The organism is Candidatus Galacturonatibacter soehngenii, assembly GCF_008830185.1.
In the GTDB taxonomy this organism is placed as follows: domain Bacteria; phylum Bacillota; class Clostridia; order Lachnospirales; family Lachnospiraceae; genus Lachnotalea; species Lachnotalea soehngenii.
The window spans coordinates 550,722-572,348 of the sequence record NZ_WAGX01000005.1 but is presented as its reverse complement, the minus strand read 5'-3'; the positions used below and the strand labels follow the sequence as shown (position 1 = coordinate 572,348).

Below are 21,627 nucleotides of genomic sequence, written 5' to 3'. Positions count from 1 at the left end.
TCACGTATTCTTAAGAAAAGTAAGAGAAAAAAGGTGGAGGTAAAGCATGTATAATAAAATTTTTGAAGCAGGAAGTATTGGTAAAATGACTACAAAAAACCGACTGGTTATGTCACCAATGGGGTGTGGGCTTGCTAATTTAGATGGAACACCATCAGAGGACATGATTACTTTTTATGAAAAAAGAGCCATTGGTGGAGCTGGAATTATTATACCAGAAATTACTCGGGTAAATGATGTTCATGGGGCTGGGCTTTTAAGACAGCTATCTGTTACAAAGGATAAACACATTGAACCACTCTCTAAACTTGCTATGGCAGTGCATAAGCATGGAAGTAAGCTTTTGATACAATTGCATCATCCAGGACGTGAAACGGTTTCAGCACTACTTGGTGGGCAACCAGTTGTTGCTCCTTCTGCGATTCCTTGCAAAAAGGCAAAGCAAGAAACAAGAGCACTTACAATAGAAGAGATTAAGGAATTAATTCAGCAATTTATCAATGGAGCGGTTAGAGTACAAAAAGCAGGAGGTGATGGTGTAGAACTACATGCAGCCCATGGATATCTTTTGCAGCAGTTTTTATCCCCCTATACCAACAAAAGAGAGGACGAATATGGCGGAAGCTTTGAAAATCGTCTTAGAATTGTTATGGAGATAATTGAGGGGATTCGAAAGGCCTGTGGTCCTGATTTTCCAATAGGTGTTCGCTTAAGTGTGGAGGAATTCTTGGATAAAACAGGGGTAACACAAGATTACATTCGTATAGAAGATGGAATTAAAATTGCTGTTGCATTCGAACAGGCAGGAATCGATTTTATTGATGTAAGCTGTGGTTTATATGAGACAGGAATGACTTGTGTTGAGCCTATTTCTTTTCCACAAGGGTGGAGAAAGAATTTATTACTTGCAATCAAAAGTCATGTGAAAATACCAGTAATTGGGGTATCGGTATTTCGAGATCCAGCCGTTGCACAAGAGTTCTTAGAACAAGGAGTACTTGATTTTGTATCGATGGGACGAAGCTGGAATGCGGATGCAAACTGGGGGAAAAAGGTACAAGAGGGGAGAGAAAAAGAATTACGTAAATGTATTTCTTGCCTTCGCTGTTTTGAGAGTCTAAGTGAATACAATGCGACGGGTATGCCACCTGAATGTGCGATTAATCCAACGTATGCACGAGAGAAAAAGTATGGAGATCTAGAATATGATTTAGAACAACATAAAGTAGTGATTGTAGGCGCAGGACCAGCAGGTATGTGTGCCGCACAAACATTAGCTCTTCGTGGTGTAAAAGTAACCTTGATAGATCGAAAAAGTGAGCTTGGTGGAACCGTTAATTTGGCAAAACAACCACCATTAAAAGAACGTATGCAGTGGATTGCAGATTATTATAAGAACGAATTTGAGACACTGGGAGTAGAGGTTATATTAAATACTGATGCTACACCTGATTTAATTATGAAACATCAACCAGATGCAGTTATTCTTGCGACTGGCTCAACATCTGTGATACCAGAAAAGATACCAGGAATAAAAGAGAAGCATGTTTACAGCGTTGAAGCTGTATTATCAGGTGATGTAAAATTAGAAAAGAAAAAAATAGCAGTGATTGGAGCTGGATTAACAGGACTTGAGACAGCGCAATATTTGGCAGAGAAAAACAATCAAGTTACAATTATAGATATGCTTGATAAACCTGCGCCAAATGCTAACCCTACGAATGTCTTAGATGTCTGTGGCCGTCTAAGTAAATTAGGGGCAACGTATTTATTGAATCATTCGCTTATAGAAATTAAGGAGCATATAGTTCGATTAGAAAACCTAAATACCAAAGAAGAGGTAGAAATATGCACAGATGCAGTTGTACTTTCTCTTGGATTTAAACCAGACCAATCCTTACTTTCACAGTTACAAGAGCAAGGAATGGATGTAAAAGTAATCGGTAGTGCTGTAAAAGACGGTACGATAGCCCCAGCAACAAGAACTGGTTATGAAGTTGGAAGAGAGCTATTTAGAAAAGTAGAAAAAACAGCAAGCTTTAAACTTGATAAGGATGATATTGCAAATTTTGGAAAGGTATCCTTGATGGATAACCAAGAGGGATTATATATCAGTTATCTTACGGATCCTTTGGCCATAGAAAGAATCCTTCCACCACCGTTAAAACCATTTTCCATGCCTGTTGTGACATTGTCTATCTGTCATGTAAACAACCCAACCTTTGCTGATGATTATTACGAAGCAATACTAGGAGTTTATGCAACCTATGGAAATACACTTGGGCTTTATACAATGGGACTGGTACTTGGTGGAGCAGGAGCAGAAATGGCAGTTCAATGTGGGCGAGACAATGGAAGCATTCCAAAGAAGTTAGGGGCAGAATTTGTCATTCGAAGAGAGAAAGATTATGTGACAGCAGGGGTTACAAGAAGAGGAACGCAACTTGTAGATGTCACTATGAAATTAGGAGAATATAATAGTCCTCTAACAGCGGCATTGTATCAATTTCCAGCAGCAGGTAAACAGACCTTTGGAGGCGGATTTTATTTTCATTTTGATCGTATGCCAGATGAAAATGGTGTATCTCATTTTCAAAATGGAGCATTGCTGATGAATCAGTGTGAATATAATTATCAGTCATGGGAGCCAGGAACGGTAACCATGAAATTAAAATCCAGTATCGATGATCCATGGGCAGAGCTTCCAATTCATACAATAATAGGTGGTGCTTATTCTAAAAACAGTCTGCTTGTACACAAACTAAATTTAGTTGAGAATTTAAAGACAGATGAAATTATGCCGTATTTACTAACTGGACGTTATGACCGTACTGCCTTTATGGAAACAGGTCGTATTTAGTTAAATTTTATATTGTTAAAAAGGTATTAACCCTTTTCATAAAAAAGAAAGAGAGGATATAAGATATGGATAATTATTTTGATTTAACAGGTAAAGTGGCAGTAATAACAGGAGCAAGCTCAGGACTAGGAGCAGATGCGGCACTTGCTTATGCAAAAGCAGGAGCGGATGTGGCATTGCTTGCAAGAAGAGTGGAAAAGCTAGATGCAGTAAAGAGTGAGATTGAAAAGACTGGTAGAAAGGTAATTTCTGTTGTTTGTGATGTAACAGAGGAAGAAAGTGTTAAGACAGCAATCGATACAGTATTAAATGCCTTTGGACATATTGATATCCTACTGAATAATGCGGGCGTAGCGGTGCGCGGTGGAGTAGATAGCATGACAGTAGAGGAATGGGATAAATCTTTTGATACGAACGTAAAGGGAATTTTTCTGGCAAGTAAGTATGTAATTCCTCAAATGAAAGAAAGAGGATATGGAAAAGTCATCAATATAGCGTCTGTAAATGCAATTATTGCGGATAAATTTGATATGTTCATCAGACATTCCTATAATTCCTCTAAAGCAGCTGTAGTTGGATTAACAAGAGGTATGGCAGCCTCCTATGCTAGATATGGTATCACAGTAAATGCAATAGGACCAGCACTATTTGAAAGTGAAATGACTAGCTCTACTTTGTTTAAATCAGAAGAATTCCTAACAAAATATAACACGATGAATCCAGCTGGACGTCCTGGTAACCGTGGAGAGCTAAACGGAACGGTTCTTTATCTATCAAGTGATGCATCAAGCTATGTACAAGGTCAGTTTATTATTGTAGATGGCGGAGGAGCACTTGTATAAAATATATGGTTGACGCCTTATAACTTTAGTTGTCGCTTATCTGACGCACTTAATAACCTTTGTTATTAAGTGCGTTTTAATGTTGAATCATTTATTTGTCATACTTTTTCTGTTTTTTGGTGTTTATTTCCATTATAAGGGATTATAAGCTTCATTTTTAAGAAGTTAAGAGTTTTCTATCTTGTCTTGTTACAGTTTTAATGTTACTATTTTTACAGGTCAAAATACGGGGGGGATAAATATGTATGTTTATTTAATGAAGAATTTTTTGCCAATCAATGAATCATTAATTCAAAGTCATGTAGAATTTTTAAAAGAGTTAGATCGACAAAACCAACTTGTATTATGTGGTCCATTTACCGATTTTCCAGGTGGTATGGTGATACTTTCTGTGGAAGATAAAGAGGAAGCAGTCAAAATTGCAGAGTCCGATCCATTTGTTGCGTCTGGTTGTAAAACATATGAGCTTAGGACATTTGCGGTTGCGAATCAAGAAAATAACTATTTGCTATAAATAGGGGGTATCATATGGAATCATTTGAACGAAAATTAGTATTAAAAAAGGATATAATAAACGCAATAAGAAAAGTTGGAGTTGTTAAAGGAGATACGGTTATTGTACATACCTCTTTAAGTAAAATGGGTTATGTCTGTGGAGGGGCACAAATAGTAATAGAAGCTCTCATTGAGGCAGTTGGTAGCGATGGAACGATAATGATGCCAACCCAGTCATGGAAGAACTTAGACCCTGAGTCAGGCGTTCATTGGAATGAACCAAAAGAATGGTGGCAGACAATACGTGAAAACTGGCCTGCTTACGATAAAAATATTACACCAACTAACACTATGGGTGCGGTTGCCGAAATGTTTCGAAGTTGGCCTGGAGTATTTCGAAGTGATCACCCAGCACGTTCGGTGGCAGCTATAGGTAAGCATGCTCAATATCTGACTCAAGATCATGACATCAGCAATATTTTTGGTATAGAATCTCCTATTCATAAATTATATTTACAAAATGCAAAAGTGCTATTGATTGGAGTGGGATATGATAAGAATACCTCACTGCATTTAGCAGATGCATTAGCAAATTACCCATCCAAGCACGATGTAAAGGAAAGCAGTGCAGTTATAATTGAAGGAAAAAGAGAGTGGATTACATATGATACTTTATATGTAGATGGAGAGGACTTTGAAGAGATTGGAGAAAACTTTGAAAAGCAAATTGGGGTTAAAACAACTGAAATTGGTAATACATATATAAAATGTATGAATCAAAGGGAACTCGTAGATTATGCAATTGAATGGATTAATGCAAACAGAAAGTAAAAAATATAAAAGAGAAAGAAGGATAAGATATGAGCAAATCGATAGTAAATTGGGGTGTTATAGGATGTGCAGGAATAGCGGAAAGCTCTGTGATTCCAGGAATTTTAAGTGCGAACAATGCAAAACTTTATGCATTGTCAAGCAGAGGTGGCGGTGAAAAGTTAGAAAGCTTTAAAGAGAAATTTAATCCAGTAAAGACTTACACTAGCTATGAAGAAATGCTTGACGATCCTGAAATTGACGCCATATATATTCCGCTTCCAAATGGGCTTCACTGTGAGTGGACAATAAAAGCGGCAGAGAAAAAGAAACATATTTTATGTGAAAAACCGTTGGGAGTTAGTGCGGATGAGGTATTAAAGATGAAGGAGGCGGCTGATAAGAATCAGGTGTTTCTTATGGAGGCCTTTGCATATCGACATAGTCCATTAACAAAAAAAGTAAAATCGTTAGTGGAAGAAGGCGCAATTGGTAATCTTAAGTTCATAGAATCTCATTTTAGCTATTTTATGAATCGTGAGAAAGATGTTAGATTAGATGATGCTTTATTTGGCGGAGCTACCTATGATGTGGGATGTTATAACTTAAATATCATTCGCCATATCGCAGGAGGAGAACCAACAAAGATATATGCAACAGGTGAAATTGGAGAAACCAATGTAGATGTAAGTAGTTGCATCGTCATGGATTTTGAAGGCGGGTTAAAGGCAGTATCCTATTGTGCGTTTAATAGTGCGAAAAGAAGTGAATATACCATTGTTGGTGACACAGGGGTAATCCACGTTCCAGTTCAATTTAATACAAAAGGAGATATAAAAATTTTAGTAACAACACAATCTGGAGTGGAAGAAATAATGGTAAACTGTCCACATAATTATATGCTTGAAGTAGAACAGCTTGGCAGATGTATATTAGAGGGTGAAAAACCTTTAATTACATTTGAGGATTCCTATAACAATGCGAAAGTAATAGATGAAGCGTTACGACAGATTTTTGATAAAAAATAATAAGGATTTTAAAGAAGTTGTTATAAGAAACTTAACTTATAACAACTTCTTTTTTTACCATAAAGCCCAAAGATTAAAACTTAGGATTAGAAACAAGAGACAATCAATATTTAAAACGTTTCGTCAAACAAAGGCTCAAGACAATGATACGCTTTATCAAAGAGTTCTTTTTTCGATTGATATAAGAAAGCATTCTTACTATTTGGATGTGTATAATTACTCACCGTTAAAAAGCGCTTTATCTCAGAAAAATCCTCAAACACACCAACGCCGATTCCTGCAATTAACGCAGCAGCAATGGAAGTTGCATTTTCCACATGGTCAGGACGTTTTAGACTAACTTGTAAGACATCGGAGAGGATTTGTGTTAAGGTATCTCCTTTTGCGCCGCCACCTGTGAATATCATTTCTTTAGTCGTAAGACTTTCTTGATAAGCATCAAATATTAGTGCTAAATTCATAGCGACACCTTCTAAAACAGCACGTAAATAATCTGCCTTCTCATGATGCATCTTAATTCCAAGAAAACTACCAAAGGTATTTGGATTCCAACGTGGACTTCTCTCCCCAAGCAAGTAGGGCAAAAACATAAGTCCCTTTGCACCAGCAGGGGAGTTTTCAATTTGTGCATTCAATAATTCATAAACAGATAGTTTTTGCTCGTTTGCTTCTTTGATTTCAGATTGACACAATGCTTCCTTGATATAAGAGTAGGCACTACCTGCGGCCTGCATTGTACCACAAGGCATATAGTGACCTGGTATAACATGAGCAAAACAAAAAAGAATTTTATTCTTATCTAGAAAAACATCCTTTGTCGTTGCGCCAATCCAAGCAGACGTACCGAAGGTAAGAAATAATTCCAAAGGATTAATGCAACCAGCTCCAACAGCAGAGCAAGGCCCATCGCCTCCTCCACAGACAACAAGCGTGTCTGTTGTGAGATTTAGAAGCTGTGCAGCTTTTAAAGTTAGTGAGCCAATAACATCCGTTGACTCGTGAAGGGTTGGAAGCTTATCAGGATGAATACCTGATGCGGTTAGGATTTCTGTTGACCAACAACGCTTTTTCAAATCCAATGCATTCGTACCAGAGGCATCTGAATAGTCGGTGACAAATTGATTCGTAAGCTTAGCAATAACAAAATCTTTTGCTAAAAGCATTTTGTAAGTCTTTTCATAGAGTTCAGGTTCGTTTTCTTTGATCCACATGAGTTTCTCAAGACTATAGCTAGCACTGGCACGATGACCTGTTAATTCATACATGCGCTCAAAACCAACGCGCTCTATCAGCTCATTGGCCTGCTTGCTAGCTCGTTGATCGGCCCAAATAAGTGCTGGATACAAGGGTGTACAATCTTCATCTACTATGACACAAGAAGACATCTGACCAGAGAAGGAGAGTGCAAGGACATCCTTCTTATTGATGTCTTTCGTTATTTCACTTGTAGCAACGCAAACTGCATCAAACCAATCCATTGGATTTTGCTCCGCACAATGCTTTGAGTAAAAATTGACTTCATATGAAACAGTATAGCTTTTTAGTAATTTACCATCTGTAGAAAATAAGGATGCTTTGTTACCTGAGGTCCCTAAATCATGTGCAATCAGATATTTGGTCAAGTTGAATTCCTCCCTAATATTATTTTTATCTATTGTACCATGAAAAAATAAGAAAGTAAACAAACGAAAACGAAATTACTTTCGTACGAAAGTAATTATTGACTCGAATATAACATAATGTTATGATAAAAGAAATATGGAATAAGGAAGTGGCATATGAACGAGAGACATGCACAGTTGATAGAATATGTAAGCCTCCATGAAAAGGTAGAAGTTAATGAGTTGGCAAGACATCTTTCCACATCACAGGTCACGATAAGAAAGGACCTTGATTATCTTTCCCAGAGAGGAATTTTAAAAAGAGAAAGAGGCTATGCACTTTTAAATGATCCAAATAATATTAATTATCGCATGGCATTTCACTATGAGATAAAAAAGAAAATTGCGGCGTATGCCGTTAATCTTGTGGAAGATGGAGAAAGTGTAATAATTGAAGCAGGTTCTACGTGCGCTCTATTTGCAGAAGAATTAGTAAAAGCAAAGAAAGATATTACGATTATTACGAACTCGTTGCATATAGCAAATTATGTAAAGGATTTAAACGATGTTAACATTGTCTTACTAGGAGGTATATACCAGAAAAAATGGCAGGCACTTGTGGGAACTATGACAAAAGCTTGCATCAAAGGTTTTACTGTGGATAAGATATTTGTAGGTACGGATGGCTATACAAGACAACATGGTTTTATGGGAAATGACCTGATTCGTCTGGAAACGTTAAAAACAATGATAGAATCGGCAAAGAATACGATCGTGTTAGCAGAATCGGAAAAATTTCAAAAAAATGCAACGGTATCATACCTAAATCTTAAGGATGTAGCTTGCATTATAACGGATTCAGGAATTCAAAAGGATGAATTAGAATATATAAAAAGTCAGGGAGTAAATATTACAACAGTATAAAGGAGAAAAGTGACATGGAATACTTATTGGATACTGCAAATTTATTTGAGATTGAAACATACCAAAGCTATTTTACAATAGCAGGAGTTACTTCCAATCCATCCATTGTTAAGAAGGAGGGGCAGATTGAATTCTTTTCCCATATGAAGCAGATTCGTTCGATGATTGGAATGGATAAAAGTCTCCATATTCAAGTTACAGCTTCGGATGCACTAGGAATGTTAAAGGATGCACAAGCTATTTTGGAGCAAGTAGATGACAAAGTGTATATCAAAGTTCCTGTTACACTAGAAGGGATAAAAGTAATTAAAAAGTTAAAAGAAGAGCATATAAATGTGACTGCGACAGCCATTTATACAAAGCAGCAAGGATTCTTAGCGATGGAGGCAGGAGCAGATTACATTGCACCATACTATAACCGTATGGAAAATAGTGGGATTGATCCAAAAGAGACAATTGCTTCTTTTGCAGCAATGATTCGTCAATATAACTATGCAACAAAGATACTTGCGGCTAGCTTTAAAAATGCAGGACAAATTGATCAAGCCTTTATAGCAGGTGCACAGTCTGCTACTATGGCCCCGCAGATTCTTTGCGAAGCCTTACAGCTACCAGCAATCACAAAAGCAGTCAATGATTTTGAAAAGGATTGGATGGAAACCTTTGGCCAGCATTTTCTTTATCAATTGTAGATAGGAGAGAACATGAAGTTATTATTTAAACAAAGATTTTTCTCATGGCTTGATAGCTATGATATTTATGATGAAACAGGAGAAACCATCTATAGTGTAAAAGGACAATTAAGCTTTGGCCATCGCTTGCATATACATGATAGATCAGGTAATCATATAGCGACAGTAAAGCAGGTTTTGTTAACTTTTTTACCAAAGTTTGAATTGTATAAAAGAGACCAATACATTGGATGTATTAGCAAAGAATTTACATTTTTTTCACCCAAATACAACATCGATTTTAATGGCTGGCAAGTGCAAGGACATATTATGGAGTGGGACTATGAAATCTATCAGGGAAATCACTTGGTTGCTACGGTAAGTAAGGAATTGTGGAATTTTACGGATACCTACTCCATGGATATTCAAAATCCGCAGGATGCTCTTTACGTACTTATGTTGGTGCTTGCAATTGATGCAGAGAAATGTTCACGTAATTAAGGTAATCAATGAAAAGATGATGGGACTTTCAATCAAAATAACAAATAGAAAGATGCTCTTATACGAACTTATAGGAGCATCTTTTTATAGAATTAAAAGACAGTGATTTGTAACCTGTGTGGGTGTTAGGGTGAAGTAGACACTTTTTTACACTAATTTATAGGGAGAAGTGATATAATTTATAGGGTGGTCTTTCTGATTTGGTTTGATATGATAACGATAATATATAGATGATTAACCGTTATCAAGCTGATTACTCTTACCATTAAGACGAACAGTATGATAGAGGGGGAATGTGATGGGAGAATTGTGGCAACAGATTATACGAAGGGTAGATGACTATGAGATTAAAAAAAAGCTTCGCATATTATACGTTTATTGCGTACTAATACCCTTGATTTTAACCGATAGTGTTATATTATACATCGTGGTACAAACCGAGCATAAATCCATGCAAAGCGGTATGGAAAATATAGCAAGTGCAGTACACTATAATCTAGCGTATGATATTGAATCGGCAGCAAATGCAACGAAAAAGATATATATGAATAAATACGTAAACCAATTTATGGATAAGGAGTATAAGTCAGAATTGGATTACTATCTAAGCTATCAAACCTTTATGAAGGATTCCTTATTTGAAAGCAGTATTGGAATTACAGATTCTATGATTACGATGTATGCGGACAATGCTACCATTGTGAATGGAGGAGAGTTTTCTAGACTCGAAACCGTAAAAGAACAAAAATGGTATCAGTACTTACAAATGGCAAATCAAGATATGGCTTTATTCATTTATTACGATAATAGTAAGAGTCCAGCGGTAGATGCAAAGCGTAAAATCTCCTTTATTCGTAAACTAAATTTTTATAAGAGGGATAGTTGTGAGAAGATAGTCAAACTAGATATGGATTACAGTAGTATGGTGCGTAGCTTTGTAAAAATGAATTATGATGCACCTGTTTTTGTATGCTTTGACAATCAAATCATATTATCCAATACTGGACATACCAATGTCGGAAGTGATTTTGATACCTTTATGCTCAAGAAAAAAGTAGGATTCACAAAGTCTATAACATTATATGGGATGGATTTGGATATATATGTATTAAAGCCAAAAGCACAGATTGTGACTCAAATACGTAGTAACATGCCTATCATTTTTTTGTTGATTCTAATCAATGCTATTTTACCTTGGATATTTATGATGATAATAAATCGCTCTTTCACGACACGATTGCAAGAGTTAAGCAAAGTATTTATGCACATGGATGAGGAAAAGTTGGCTGAAATTAAAAATGTAAGAGGAAAAGATGAAATTGGTTCAGTTATGCGAAATTATAACCGCATGGTTCGAACCATTAATGAGCTAATCCAAACGGTGTATATTGACCGTCTAAGAGAACAGGAGATGGATATTGAAAGACAAAAAGCACAGCTTTTGGCATTACATAGTCAAATCAATCCGCACTTTCTATTCAATGCTCTAGAAAGTATTCGTATGCATAGTATATTAAAGCAAGAATTTGAAACTGCACATATGGTAGAACAGCTAGCTTTGATGGAGAGGCAAAATTTTGATTGGAGAACAGACTATATCAGTGTAGCGGAAGAAATTAAATTTGTAAAAGCTTACTTAGAACTACAAAAATATCGATTTGGAGAAAAACTCTCCTATGAGCTTGACATAGAAGAAGATTGTCAGCAATTTAAAATTCCAAAGCTGACCATTGTTACCTTTGTAGAAAATGCCTGTGTGCATGGAATGGAATCAAAGGCAACGCCAGGATGGATATTTATAAGAATTTATAAAAAAGAAGGGTATTTTTACATTGAGGTGGAAGATACGGGAGCAGGAATTGATACCATGTTGTTGCAGGAATTAAAAGATAAAATGAAATACGCAAACATTGAACAATTAAAAAATAAAAAAGGGGTAGGGATGTTAAATGCGTGTTTGCGTTTGAAAATGGCAACAAAGAATAAGGTGAGTTTTGAAGTGGAAAGTGAAGTTGGGGTGTTTACATTAATTACGATTAAGATTCCAACGTTTTGCATATTAGAATAGAGGGAGGAAGCGACTATGCTTCGTGTTTTATTAGTAGATGATGAGCCTTTTATTGTACAAGGCTTACAAGTATTGATTGACTGGGAAAAGGAAGGTTATGAGATTGTCAAGACAGCTGCTAATGGAATGGAGGCATTTGAGTATTTGCAAGAAAATGTGGTCGATTTGATTATTGCAGATATAAAGATGCCTGTGATGAACGGATTAGAGTTGCTTGAAAGAATCAGAACGAAGAATATATCAGAGGCATATTTTATTATTTTAAGCGGATATGGAGACTTTGCTTATGCACAGCAAGCAATTCGCTATGATTGTTATGACTATATACTAAAGCCAGTCATTCAAACAGAATTAGTTAAAATACTTCGCAAACTTTCTTTGTTAAACAAAGGAAGCAAGAAAATAAAGCAAACGAATCAAGAGCTTGAAAAAGCCTATTTTGCGAGAAATATGATATCTTTGATATTTGGAAAATACGATGAAAAAAATCTCTCTTACATTAAAAATTATATGAGATTATCAGATGGAGTCAGCTATGTTCACATTGAAATTGATTACATGGGGCTTAGTGAAGAGCAAACAGATGAAGAAAAAAGAAATATGCAGCGTAAATTATATGCGACATGTCTTCATTTTTTAAAAGAGGATGAATCACATTGTATTTTTGATGTGTCTAGTCACGAAAAAAGTTATGATATTGGCTTTGTATATTGTGATTATATGGCAAAAGAAAGGAACATAAGTAAACAAGCTTACTTAGAGCATTTTCTACAGTTTTTACAGAAGGATTTAAAGGTATCGGTAGTTATGTTTGTAGGAAAGACGGTAAGTGATGTTTCTAAGATATCAAAGTCTTATGCAACGGCTTGTATTTTAAGGTCTTTTCAGGCATTTCGACTTAAAAAGCATCTTTATTTTTATGAAGAAGAAGTACAAGTAACCAATAAAGGAATTGTGTTATGCAAACAAAGCCTTGACGAATTATTACTATCAGTGGAAAAAAACGAGAAGTATAAAATCATAGAAAGTGTAGAAAAACTCTATGCCGAAATGAATCGAATGGAGTTTACAAAGGAAACAATTGATTTAAACATCAACTATTTGTTGTTTCAGCTGGTTCATCTGGCGGCAAAGCAAGATGATGATATCAATCAAGAAGAAGTGATACGCTATATCAGTGAAAATGCATTTGAAGGGGGAAGTATGCGTGGTGGAAAGACACATCTGACTAAATTTGCCTGTGATTATGCAAGTTACCTTGAGCAGCTTCGAAAGAATGTATCACGTGGGATTTTATTTGAGATAGACAGGGAAATAAAAGAAAACTACGCAAGTAATTTAACACTTCGAGAATTAAGTAAAAAATACTACATAAACAGTGCTTACCTTGGACAGTTATTTCGAAAAAAATATGGTCAGTCGTTTAAAGATTATTTAAACAATTATAGGATTGAGCAGGCTGCTGTTCAATTGCTTGGAACTGATGATAAAATCTATCAGATTGCGAAAGAAGTAGGATACCATGATTTGGATTATTTTGTGAATCGTTTTATTTTAATAAAAGGTTGTACGCCTTCCAAATATCGTAAGGGAATCAAAGAGTAAAGAAGCAGGGTGAAATATAGTTTGTAAAACTTATATATTTTGCCCTGTTCTTTTATCTAGTTTGACCTGTTGTTTTTAAGGGGAAGAAAAGTAAAATGAAAGTAGAAAGAGAAAGGGAGGTAATAAAATTGAAAAGAAAACAACTTACTGCTGCATTTATGGTGTTAACCATGGCAGCGGCAACCATGATGGGGTGTGCAAAAGATGCACAAACAAGCAAGACCACAACAGACGGGGGAAAAGAAATCAGAGAATACACTGCATTTTTTGCAGTACCTGGAAATGAAATTAATGATGACAATGAAATTCAGCAAATGATAGCTGAGATTACAGGAGCTAAAGTAAAAGAAACCTGGCTCACAGGGCAAACTGCAGAAGAAGCAGTAGGAACATTAATTGCAGGTGGGGAGTATCCTGATTTTATTTGCGGAAGTGATGGAACGGCGCAACTTTATGATGCAGGGGCGCTTGTAGCATTAGATGATTATTTAGATGACTATCCAAATATTAAAAATTTCTTCACAGAGGAAGAATGGGATAAATTAAGACAATCAGATGGTCACATATACTGGATACCGCAATTTAATAATAGCTATGGAGAAAATATAGAAACAACTCATAACGATGAGGCATTTTGGATTCAGACCCGTGTTCTTAAATGGGCAGGATATCCTAAAATAACCACAATGGATGAGTACTTTGATTTGATAGAGCGATACAATGAAGCAAATCCAACCATGGAGGATGGAACAGCAAACATACCATATACGATTCTATGTGATGACTGGAGATATTTTTGTCTTGAAAATGCACCATTGTTCTTAGATGGATATGCAAATGACGGAAGTTGTATTGTAGATCCTAAGACAGAAAAAGTAATTGACTACAATATGACACCGACTGCAAAACGTTATTTCCAGAAGCTAAATGAAGAGTTCCATAAGGGAATTGTAGATCCAGAATCCTTCACACAAATTTATGATGAATATATAGCAAAGCTTTCAACGGGACGTGTTCTTGGTATGATTGACCAGTGGTGGAATTTTGCTTATACCGTTAACGATGCATTAAAACAGCAAGGATTAGAAGACCAAGGATGTAACTATGTACCACTTCCAATTACAATTGAAAAAGGAGTTCAAAATAACTGGCATACTTCCGGAGATACCCTTAATGTAGGCTCAGGTCTTTCAATTTCAGTTGATTGTAAGGATGTGGAGGGTGCACTTCAATTTGTAAATGATTTATTGAGTGAAGAGGTAATAAGACTACGTCATTGGGGCGTAAAAGATGTAGATTATCTGGTAGGTGATGACGGATTATTCTATCGTACGGATGAGATGCGTATGGAGGCAGCAAATACCGCCTATAAGGCTTCTCACTTATGTACCTATTCTTATTTTCCTACTTACACAGGAATGAGCCAAGATGGTATCAATGCCTGCAAGCCAGAAATTCAGCCGCTTGAATTCTTAAGTGGTCTGCCTAAAAATGTTCAAGAATGCTTAGAGGCATATGGATGTAAGACCTATGTAGATATGATTGGAACGAATCCAATCCCAGGTCCATGGTATCCAATTTATAGTTTTGTTGGAACAATGACAACTGCAACAGAAGGCGGTACGGCTTGGACAAAAATTGGAGAACTAAAACATGAGTATCTTCCAAAGGTAGTTATGGCAACCGACTTTGAGGAAGCTTGGACAGAGTATCAAGAAGTATACAATGGTTGTAACCCACAGTCATTTTTAGACGAAGTACAGGCGGAAGTAGACCGAAGGATTGAAGTTTCAAAGCAATCGGCACAATAAATTTTAATGCAGACAGCCAAGGTATTTAGTCTTGGCTGTCTAAAAAAACTGTGTCAAGAAAGGAGTCATAAAATGTCAATCGCGGTTTCAGGCAAGGTAAAAACAAAGATGCCAACTGACTTAAAAGGCAAAGAAAAAAATAGAAAAATTACTTGGAAAGAGGTAAAAAAACAAAAGGTTTTATTATTTTTGTCATCTCTATTTGTTTTATATGGAATTATATTTTGCTATCTTCCTCTTGTAGGGTGGCTGATGGCATTTCAAAATTATAAGCCAAAAGAAGGTTTTTTTCACTCTCAATTTATTGGGTTATCCAAATTCGTGCAGTTATTCTCCGATGACTTATTTATACGAGTAATAAGAAATACACTTGCAATGGGAGCTATCAACCTTGTTGCAACATTTCTAACAGCTATTATCTTTGCAATTCTATTAAATGAAATCAAATCTAAGAAAGGAAAAAAGGTTGTCCAAACGATTTCTTATCTACCTCATTTTCTTTCTTGGATTATTGTAACAGGTATTTTACACGATGCGTTATCAGGAACTGGTATTGTAAATGATTTACTTGTAAGATTTCATCTTTTGAAAGAGCCAATTAATTTTTTTGCATATCCAAAATATTTTTGGGGGATTGTAGCGTTTGCAAATGTTTGGAAAGAAACGGGCTGGAATGCGATTATTTATCTATCTGCCATTACTGGAATTGATCCCTCACTTTATGAAGCAGCAGCAATTGACGGGGCTGGAAGATGGGGGAGAATAAAACATATTACCCTTCCAGGAATCAAACCAACCATAATTATTTTATTATTGATGAATATTGGTAATGTATTAAATGCTGGTTTTGAGGTTCAGTACTTACTTGGAAATGGTTTGGTGAAAAGTGTATCACAAACAATTGATATTTATGTATTGAAATGGGGAATTAGCCAAGGTGACTACTCTTTGGGTACTGCGGCAGGTATATTCAAAAGTATGGTTAGTATTATTCTAATTGTAGTAGCAAACCAGATGGCAAAACGAGCTGGTGAAGAACGATTATTCTAAGGGAGGGTATAAAATGGATAAGAGAATGATTCTACATGAGAAGAAAAAAACTTCACTTAGTGATAAGATATTTATAGTTCTTAATACCGTATTTATGATACTTTTTGTCGTAATAACACTATATCCTGTGTTAAATACTCTGGTATTAGCATTTAATAACGGAACGGATTCACTAAGAGGAGGCCTGTATTTATGGCCACGTAAATGGACACTTAAGAATTTTAATACGGTACTGCATAAAAACAACTTGTTAATTGGTGCGTATATTACCGTTTTACGTACCGTTTTTGGAACATTAACCGCATTGGCAGCGAATGCCTTACTTGCTTATATTGTAAGTAGAAAGCGTTTTTTGTTTAAAAAAGAATTGTCCCTTTTTTGGGTCATTACCATGTATGTCAACGGAGGAATGATTCCGACATTTCTTCTTTATAAAGGTCTAGGACTTACCAATAGCTTTATGGTATACATCATTCCTGGTATGATAGGAGCATTTTATATGCTTGTAATTCGTACTTATATGGGGGGGATCCCAGATAGCTTAGAAGAATCGGCTCAGCTTGATGGAGCAGGAGAGATGACAATTTTTATTCGAATTATTTCACCGCTATGTAAGCCAGTATATGCAACTGTTGCATTATTTATTGCAGTAGGGCATTGGAACTCATGGTTTGATGCAATGCTTTATAACCGTATGAGTACGAGTCTTACAACCTTGCAATATGAATTGATGAAGCTTTTGTCTTCTGTTATGAATCAAAGTACATCAATACAGGCGATGAAAGATTCCGCCACCGCAGTTACGCCTACTTCGGTTCGTGCAGCGGCAACGATACTTACAATGCTACCTATTGTGAGTCTTTATCCATTTTTACAACGATACTTTGTAGCGGGACTTACCATTGGAGGCGTAAAAGAATAGGAGGGAAGCATGAGAGGAGCATTTGTAACAGGGAAATATCCAAATATTTTTGATGAATATGGTTATCCAAAAGAAGAGATTCAAAAAAAAGTAGAAGATGCGTTTTGTACCTTATTCTATGGAACAGAGGAAGAGCGAATCTATCATGTGGTAGATCCTGATATGGGATATGTAGAAGATACAGGAAACCACGATGTTCGAAGTGAGGGCATGTCGTATGCCATGATGATGTGTGTGCAAATGAATCGACAAGAAGAGTTTGACCGCTTATGGAAATGGGTTAAGACCTATATGTATATGGAAGAAGGCGAAAATGCGGGTTATTTTGCATGGTCTTGCCAGACAAACGGAACCAAGAATGCATATGGACCAGCTCCTGATGGAGAGGAGTTTTTTGCAATGGCGCTGTTTTTTGCCTCTCATCGCTTTGGAGACAAAGAAGGAATCTTTTGCTATGAAAAAGAGGCAAGGGATATTCTTCATACTTGCCTTCATAAAGGAGAAAAAGATGGTCTTGGTAAACCAATGTGGAACAAAGAAAATCATTTGATTAAATTTATCACAGAATGTGACTTTACAGATCCATCCTATCATTTACCGCATTTTTACGAACTATTTTCTATGTGGGCAAATGAGGAGGATAGACCTTTTTGGGAAGAGGCTGCAAAAGCAAGTCGTATGTATCTAAAAAAAGCTTGCCACGAAAGAACTGGTCTTTGTGGTGAGTATGCAGATTATGATGGTACACCTAGAAATTGGTCACTTAGCGAAGATAGACATGACTGGTATTATAGTGATGCATACCGTACCATTGCGAATATTGCACTTGATTACGTCTGGTTTGAAAAAGAGGACTGGGCATGTGAAGTAGCAGATAAGCTACAGCGCTTTTACTATGAAGAAGGAGATAGTAACGGTGTTTATCTAATTGATGGAACAAAGGTAGAAGATATGAAAGCACTTCATCCAGTAGCCGTTATTGCAACAAATGCTCAAGCATCTTTAGCTGCGAAGGGGAAATATGCAAAGGATTTTGTAGAACAGTTTTATCAAACGCCGCTTCGTAAAGGAGACAGAAGATATTATGATAATTGCTTGTATTTTTTTGCACTGCTTGCTTTAAGTGGCAACTATAGGGTGTGGTGACAGAAGGGAGTTTTTATGGTAACAGCATCTAATCCAATTTTAAAAGGTTTTTATCCAGATCCTTCGATATGCAGAGTGGGAGATAACTTTTATCTTGTTAATTCAAGCTTTGCATATTTTCCAGGAGTTCCTATTTTTCATAGTAAAGATTTGTTAAACTGGGAGCAGATTGGGCATGTATTAGACCGAAGTTCTCAGCTTCCGTTAGGAAACTGTGGACATTCCAGAGGGATTTTTGCACCAACGATACGCTATCATAAAGGGATATTCTATATGATTACGACGAATGTATCAAGCGGTGGTAATTTTATTGTAACAGCCAATCAGCCAAGCGGACCTTGGTCAGAACCGTATTATCTTGGAGAAGAGGCACAAGGAATTGATCCAAGTCTTTTCTTTGATGAGGATGATCGTTGTTACTATGTAGGAACCAGACCCAACCCAGAAGGGGTTAGATATAACGGAGACTGGGAAATCTGGGTACAAGAAGTTAATCTTACCAGTATGAAGTTAGTGGGGGAGAGTACCAAACTTTGGAAGGGAGCTTTAAATGGTGTAATCTGGCCTGAAGGACCTCATCTATATAAAAAAGGAGACTATTATTACCTTATGATAGCAGAGGGAGGCACAGGGCCAAACCATAGTATAACAGTTGCAAGAAGTAAAGAAGTAACTGGGCCTTATGAAAATAACCCCAATAATCCTATTTTAACCCATAGACACTTAGGAAGTGATTATCCAATACGATATGTTGGACATGGAGACTTGGTAGATGATATAAATGGAAACTGGTATGTGGTAATGCTAGCTTCCAGACAGTATGAAGGTTATACAAATCTTGGAAGAGAAACCTTTATTGCAAAGGTTACTTGGGAGCAAGACTGGCCAGTAATCAATGCAGGAATTGGAAAGCTTGAACAAGAGGTAACTCTTTCGTTAGAAGAAGTGAAGAAAGTTCCCAAATCATCAACGTATCATTTTACAACGAATCAGCTTGATGACTCCTTTGTAATGCTTCGAAATCCAAAGGATAAGATGTATAGCTTAACAAAGAGAGAGAATTTTCTTCGACTTTTTCTCTTCAAAGAAAGTCTTAAGGAAGAGTCAAATCCTTCCTATCTGGCTGTAAGGCAAAAAGACTACTTTTACCAAGCCAGTACATACTTAGAGTTTGAAGCAAAACAGGAATTAGAGGAAGCGGGACTTTGCGTATTACAAAGTAATTTATATCACGTTCGCTTTGTAAAGAAAAAAGAAGCAAACAAAGAGTGGATTATGGTAATTATATGCGAAAATGGTGTGGATAAGATTCTTGTAAAAGAAGAAGTAACGGCTAAAAAACTTGAATTAAAGATTGTAAATAAAGGTCAAGAGGCTGATTTTTATTATAGAGTAAATGCAGAATATAAAAAGGTGTTAGAAAATGTAGATATGCATTTGTTAAGTACAGAAGTTGCTGGTGGATTTACAGGATGCACCATTGGTATGTATGCAACTTCAAATGGAAGTGAAAGTAGCAATTATGCAGACTTTGCATGGCTGTCCTACGAAGCTTTAAAGGAATAGGTGGTGTATTTGATGAATCAAAATGGGATTTATCGTATGGATTATCCAGATCCAGATGTGATTCGTGTAAAAAACACCTACTACATGGTGACAACTACCATGCATTTTATGCCAGGATGTGAAATTCTAAGTTCCTATGATTTGCTTCATTGGGAGCATGTTTGCTATGTTTATGAGACATTAGACAGTACGCCTTCCCAGAGATTAGAAGGAGAGAATCACATCTACGGAAAAGGAATGTGGGCAGCATCTCTTCGCTTTCACAAGGATACATTTTATGTATTGTTCGTGGCAAATGATACTAGAAAAACATATCTCTATCAAACAAAGAATATTTTGGGGACTTGGGATAAAAGCTATGTAAGTGGCTTTTATCATGATGCCTCACTCTTATTTGATAGCGATGACAAAGTATATCTTGTATATGGAAACAAAGAGATATGGCTTACAGAACTGGAAAAGGACTTATCTGGTCCCAAGGAAAATGGCCTTCATCGGATGATTCTAAATGATGAGAATAATGAGATATTGGGTTATGAGGGGGCACATGTATATAAGATTTTTGACCGCTATTATGTATTTTTAATTCATTCTGATGCACATAAGTGGAAAAGAATACAGGCATGCTTTGTTGCAGATCACCTCGAAGGGGAGTTTCAAGGTGGTGATATCTTTGACTATGATGCAAGCTATTTGAATCAAGGAATTGCACAAGGTGGGATTGTTGATACGCCTAGTGGAGACTGGTATGCTATGCTTTTTCAGGATAAAGGAGCAATTGGTCGCGTGCCTGTATTAATTCAAGTAACATGGAAGGATGCATATCCTGTGTTTCACACAAGCGCGCTTGATATACCAACCTTACTATCTCAAAGTACCAAGCCATTTCATCACTATAAAAGACTCACTGCAAGCGATGATTTTAGGTGGGAAGAAACAAGTGCAAACACATTGAAACCCAAATATGTCTGGCAATGGAATCATGAACCAAATAACAATCTTTGGGATATTGATGCCATAAAAGGTTGCTTATTCATTCGTACAGACAAGATATGCAAGAACCTTTGGCAAGCAGTAAACACTTTAACACAGCGTATGCGTTATCCTGCTTGTGAAGCATATGTTACAGTAAATGCCAGAAAACTAAAGGAAGGTGACTTTGCAGGAATTAGCGCCTTTATCGGAAACTATGCAATGATTGCAATCACTAAGGAAAAAGATAAATACTTTGTGTGTATGCATGGAAAACAAACAGAGGAAAATACTTTACAACCAGAAACCAATATTAACTTTACGCCTGTCGAATATGCAAGAATACCAATTACAGATGAAGAAGTGACATTAATGGTTCGTGTCGACTTTACCAATCAAAAGGATAGTGCAGAGTTTTTTTATGAATCCAAAGGATACTTTCGAAAGCTTGGTGTGACACATTCTTTGTATTTTAGATTGGATCATTTTACAGGATGTCGGTTTGGTCTGTTTTGCTACTCAACTAAGCAGACGGGTGGACAGGCGGAATTTATGAATTTTGTATATGTGTAATCTTTTCTATAATTGTATGCAATAAAAACCAAAAAGCAAGAAGTTAGAACTACCACTCACAAGTAAATAAGTGGTGGTTCTAACTTCTTGCTTTTTTATTGGAGAAACGAAAATCTATTCAAGTACAGTCGTGTATTTAAGAACGAGATATGTTACAATATCCCTATTAAATAATGAGTTGC

Annotated in this window: 17 protein-coding genes; 16 read left to right on the top strand and 1 reads right to left on the bottom strand. The window is 36.4% G+C overall.

Annotated features, from left to right (window positions below):
• The first annotated feature begins 46 nt into the window (after positions 1 to 46).
• The 5 genes from F7O84_RS10125 to F7O84_RS10105 all read left to right on the top strand — a co-directional run bounded on the left by F7O84_RS10125 (position 47) and on the right by F7O84_RS10105 (position 6,035).
• On the top strand, positions 47 to 2,860 hold the full coding sequence (locus F7O84_RS10125; RefSeq protein WP_151144550.1) for an oxidoreductase: 2,814 nt from the start codon (positions 47 to 49) through the stop codon (positions 2,858 to 2,860).
• Between the two features lie 65 nt (positions 2,861 to 2,925).
• On the top strand, positions 2,926 to 3,702 hold the full coding sequence (locus F7O84_RS10120; protein ID WP_151144547.1) for an SDR family NAD(P)-dependent oxidoreductase: 777 nt from the start codon (positions 2,926 to 2,928) through the stop codon (positions 3,700 to 3,702).
• Between the two features lie 241 nt (positions 3,703 to 3,943).
• Positions 3,944 to 4,216 (top strand): YciI family protein, encoded by a 273-nt coding sequence (locus tag F7O84_RS10115; protein ID WP_151144545.1) that lies wholly within the window; start codon positions 3,944 to 3,946, stop codon positions 4,214 to 4,216.
• 14 nt (positions 4,217 to 4,230) lie between these two features.
• Positions 4,231 to 5,028 carry an AAC(3) family N-acetyltransferase gene (locus F7O84_RS10110; RefSeq protein ID WP_151144542.1) on the top strand — a complete coding sequence of 266 codons (798 nt, stop codon included), beginning with the start codon at positions 4,231 to 4,233 and terminating at the stop codon, positions 5,026 to 5,028.
• A gap of 29 nt (positions 5,029 to 5,057) precedes the next feature.
• Positions 5,058 to 6,035: a Gfo/Idh/MocA family protein gene (locus F7O84_RS10105; RefSeq protein WP_151144539.1), complete on the top strand. Its 978-nt coding sequence runs from the start codon at positions 5,058 to 5,060 to the stop codon at positions 6,033 to 6,035.
• A gap of 110 nt (positions 6,036 to 6,145) precedes the next feature.
• Here F7O84_RS10105 and F7O84_RS10100 read toward each other — a convergent pair whose 3' ends face one another.
• A complete protein-coding gene (locus F7O84_RS10100; RefSeq protein ID WP_151144536.1) occupies positions 6,146 to 7,657 on the bottom strand; it encodes a xylulokinase in 1,512 nt (503 codons plus the stop codon).
• A gap of 156 nt (positions 7,658 to 7,813) precedes the next feature.
• On the opposite strand from F7O84_RS10100, the gene F7O84_RS10095 reads away from it, so the two are divergent.
• The 11 genes from F7O84_RS10095 to F7O84_RS10045 all read left to right on the top strand — a co-directional run bounded on the left by F7O84_RS10095 (position 7,814) and on the right by F7O84_RS10045 (position 21,445).
• Complete coding sequence (locus F7O84_RS10095) at positions 7,814 to 8,560, top strand: DeoR/GlpR family DNA-binding transcription regulator (protein WP_151144533.1); 747 nt, start codon at positions 7,814 to 7,816, stop codon at positions 8,558 to 8,560.
• 14 nt (positions 8,561 to 8,574) lie between these two features.
• Positions 8,575 to 9,252, top strand: coding sequence for a fructose-6-phosphate aldolase (locus tag F7O84_RS10090; protein ID WP_151144530.1), 678 nt, complete (start codon positions 8,575 to 8,577; stop codon positions 9,250 to 9,252).
• Positions 9,253 to 9,264: 12 nt separating this feature from the next.
• A complete protein-coding gene (locus F7O84_RS10085; RefSeq protein ID WP_151144527.1) occupies positions 9,265 to 9,732 on the top strand; it encodes an LURP-one-related/scramblase family protein in 468 nt (155 codons plus the stop codon).
• A gap of 298 nt (positions 9,733 to 10,030) precedes the next feature.
• A complete protein-coding gene (locus F7O84_RS10080) occupies positions 10,031 to 11,800 on the top strand; it encodes a sensor histidine kinase (RefSeq protein WP_151144525.1) in 1,770 nt (589 codons plus the stop codon).
• A 15-nt stretch (positions 11,801 to 11,815) separates the two neighbouring features.
• The gene (locus tag F7O84_RS10075) at positions 11,816 to 13,405 is read left to right on the top strand and encodes a response regulator transcription factor (RefSeq protein ID WP_151144523.1); all 1,590 of its coding nucleotides are present in this window, start codon (positions 11,816 to 11,818) and stop codon (positions 13,403 to 13,405) included.
• A 128-nt stretch (positions 13,406 to 13,533) separates the two neighbouring features.
• Positions 13,534 to 15,216 (top strand): extracellular solute-binding protein, encoded by a 1,683-nt coding sequence (locus F7O84_RS10070; protein WP_151144521.1) that lies wholly within the window; start codon positions 13,534 to 13,536, stop codon positions 15,214 to 15,216.
• A 108-nt stretch (positions 15,217 to 15,324) separates the two neighbouring features.
• Positions 15,325 to 16,266, top strand: a complete 942-nt coding sequence (locus F7O84_RS10065; protein ID WP_151146652.1) for an ABC transporter permease — start codon at positions 15,325 to 15,327, stop codon at positions 16,264 to 16,266.
• A 13-nt stretch (positions 16,267 to 16,279) separates the two neighbouring features.
• Positions 16,280 to 17,188: a carbohydrate ABC transporter permease gene (locus tag F7O84_RS10060; RefSeq protein ID WP_151144519.1), complete on the top strand. Its 909-nt coding sequence runs from the start codon at positions 16,280 to 16,282 to the stop codon at positions 17,186 to 17,188.
• Between the two features lie 9 nt (positions 17,189 to 17,197).
• Positions 17,198 to 18,334, top strand: a complete 1,137-nt coding sequence (locus F7O84_RS10055; protein ID WP_151144517.1) for a family 8 glycosyl hydrolase — start codon at positions 17,198 to 17,200, stop codon at positions 18,332 to 18,334.
• Positions 18,335 to 18,349: 15 nt separating this feature from the next.
• Complete coding sequence (locus F7O84_RS10050; RefSeq protein ID WP_151144515.1) at positions 18,350 to 19,900, top strand: glycoside hydrolase family 43 protein; 1,551 nt, start codon at positions 18,350 to 18,352, stop codon at positions 19,898 to 19,900.
• 12 nt (positions 19,901 to 19,912) lie between these two features.
• A complete protein-coding gene (locus F7O84_RS10045) occupies positions 19,913 to 21,445 on the top strand; it encodes a glycoside hydrolase family 43 protein (RefSeq protein WP_151144513.1) in 1,533 nt (510 codons plus the stop codon).
• The last annotated feature ends 182 nt before the right edge of the window (positions 21,446 to 21,627 follow it).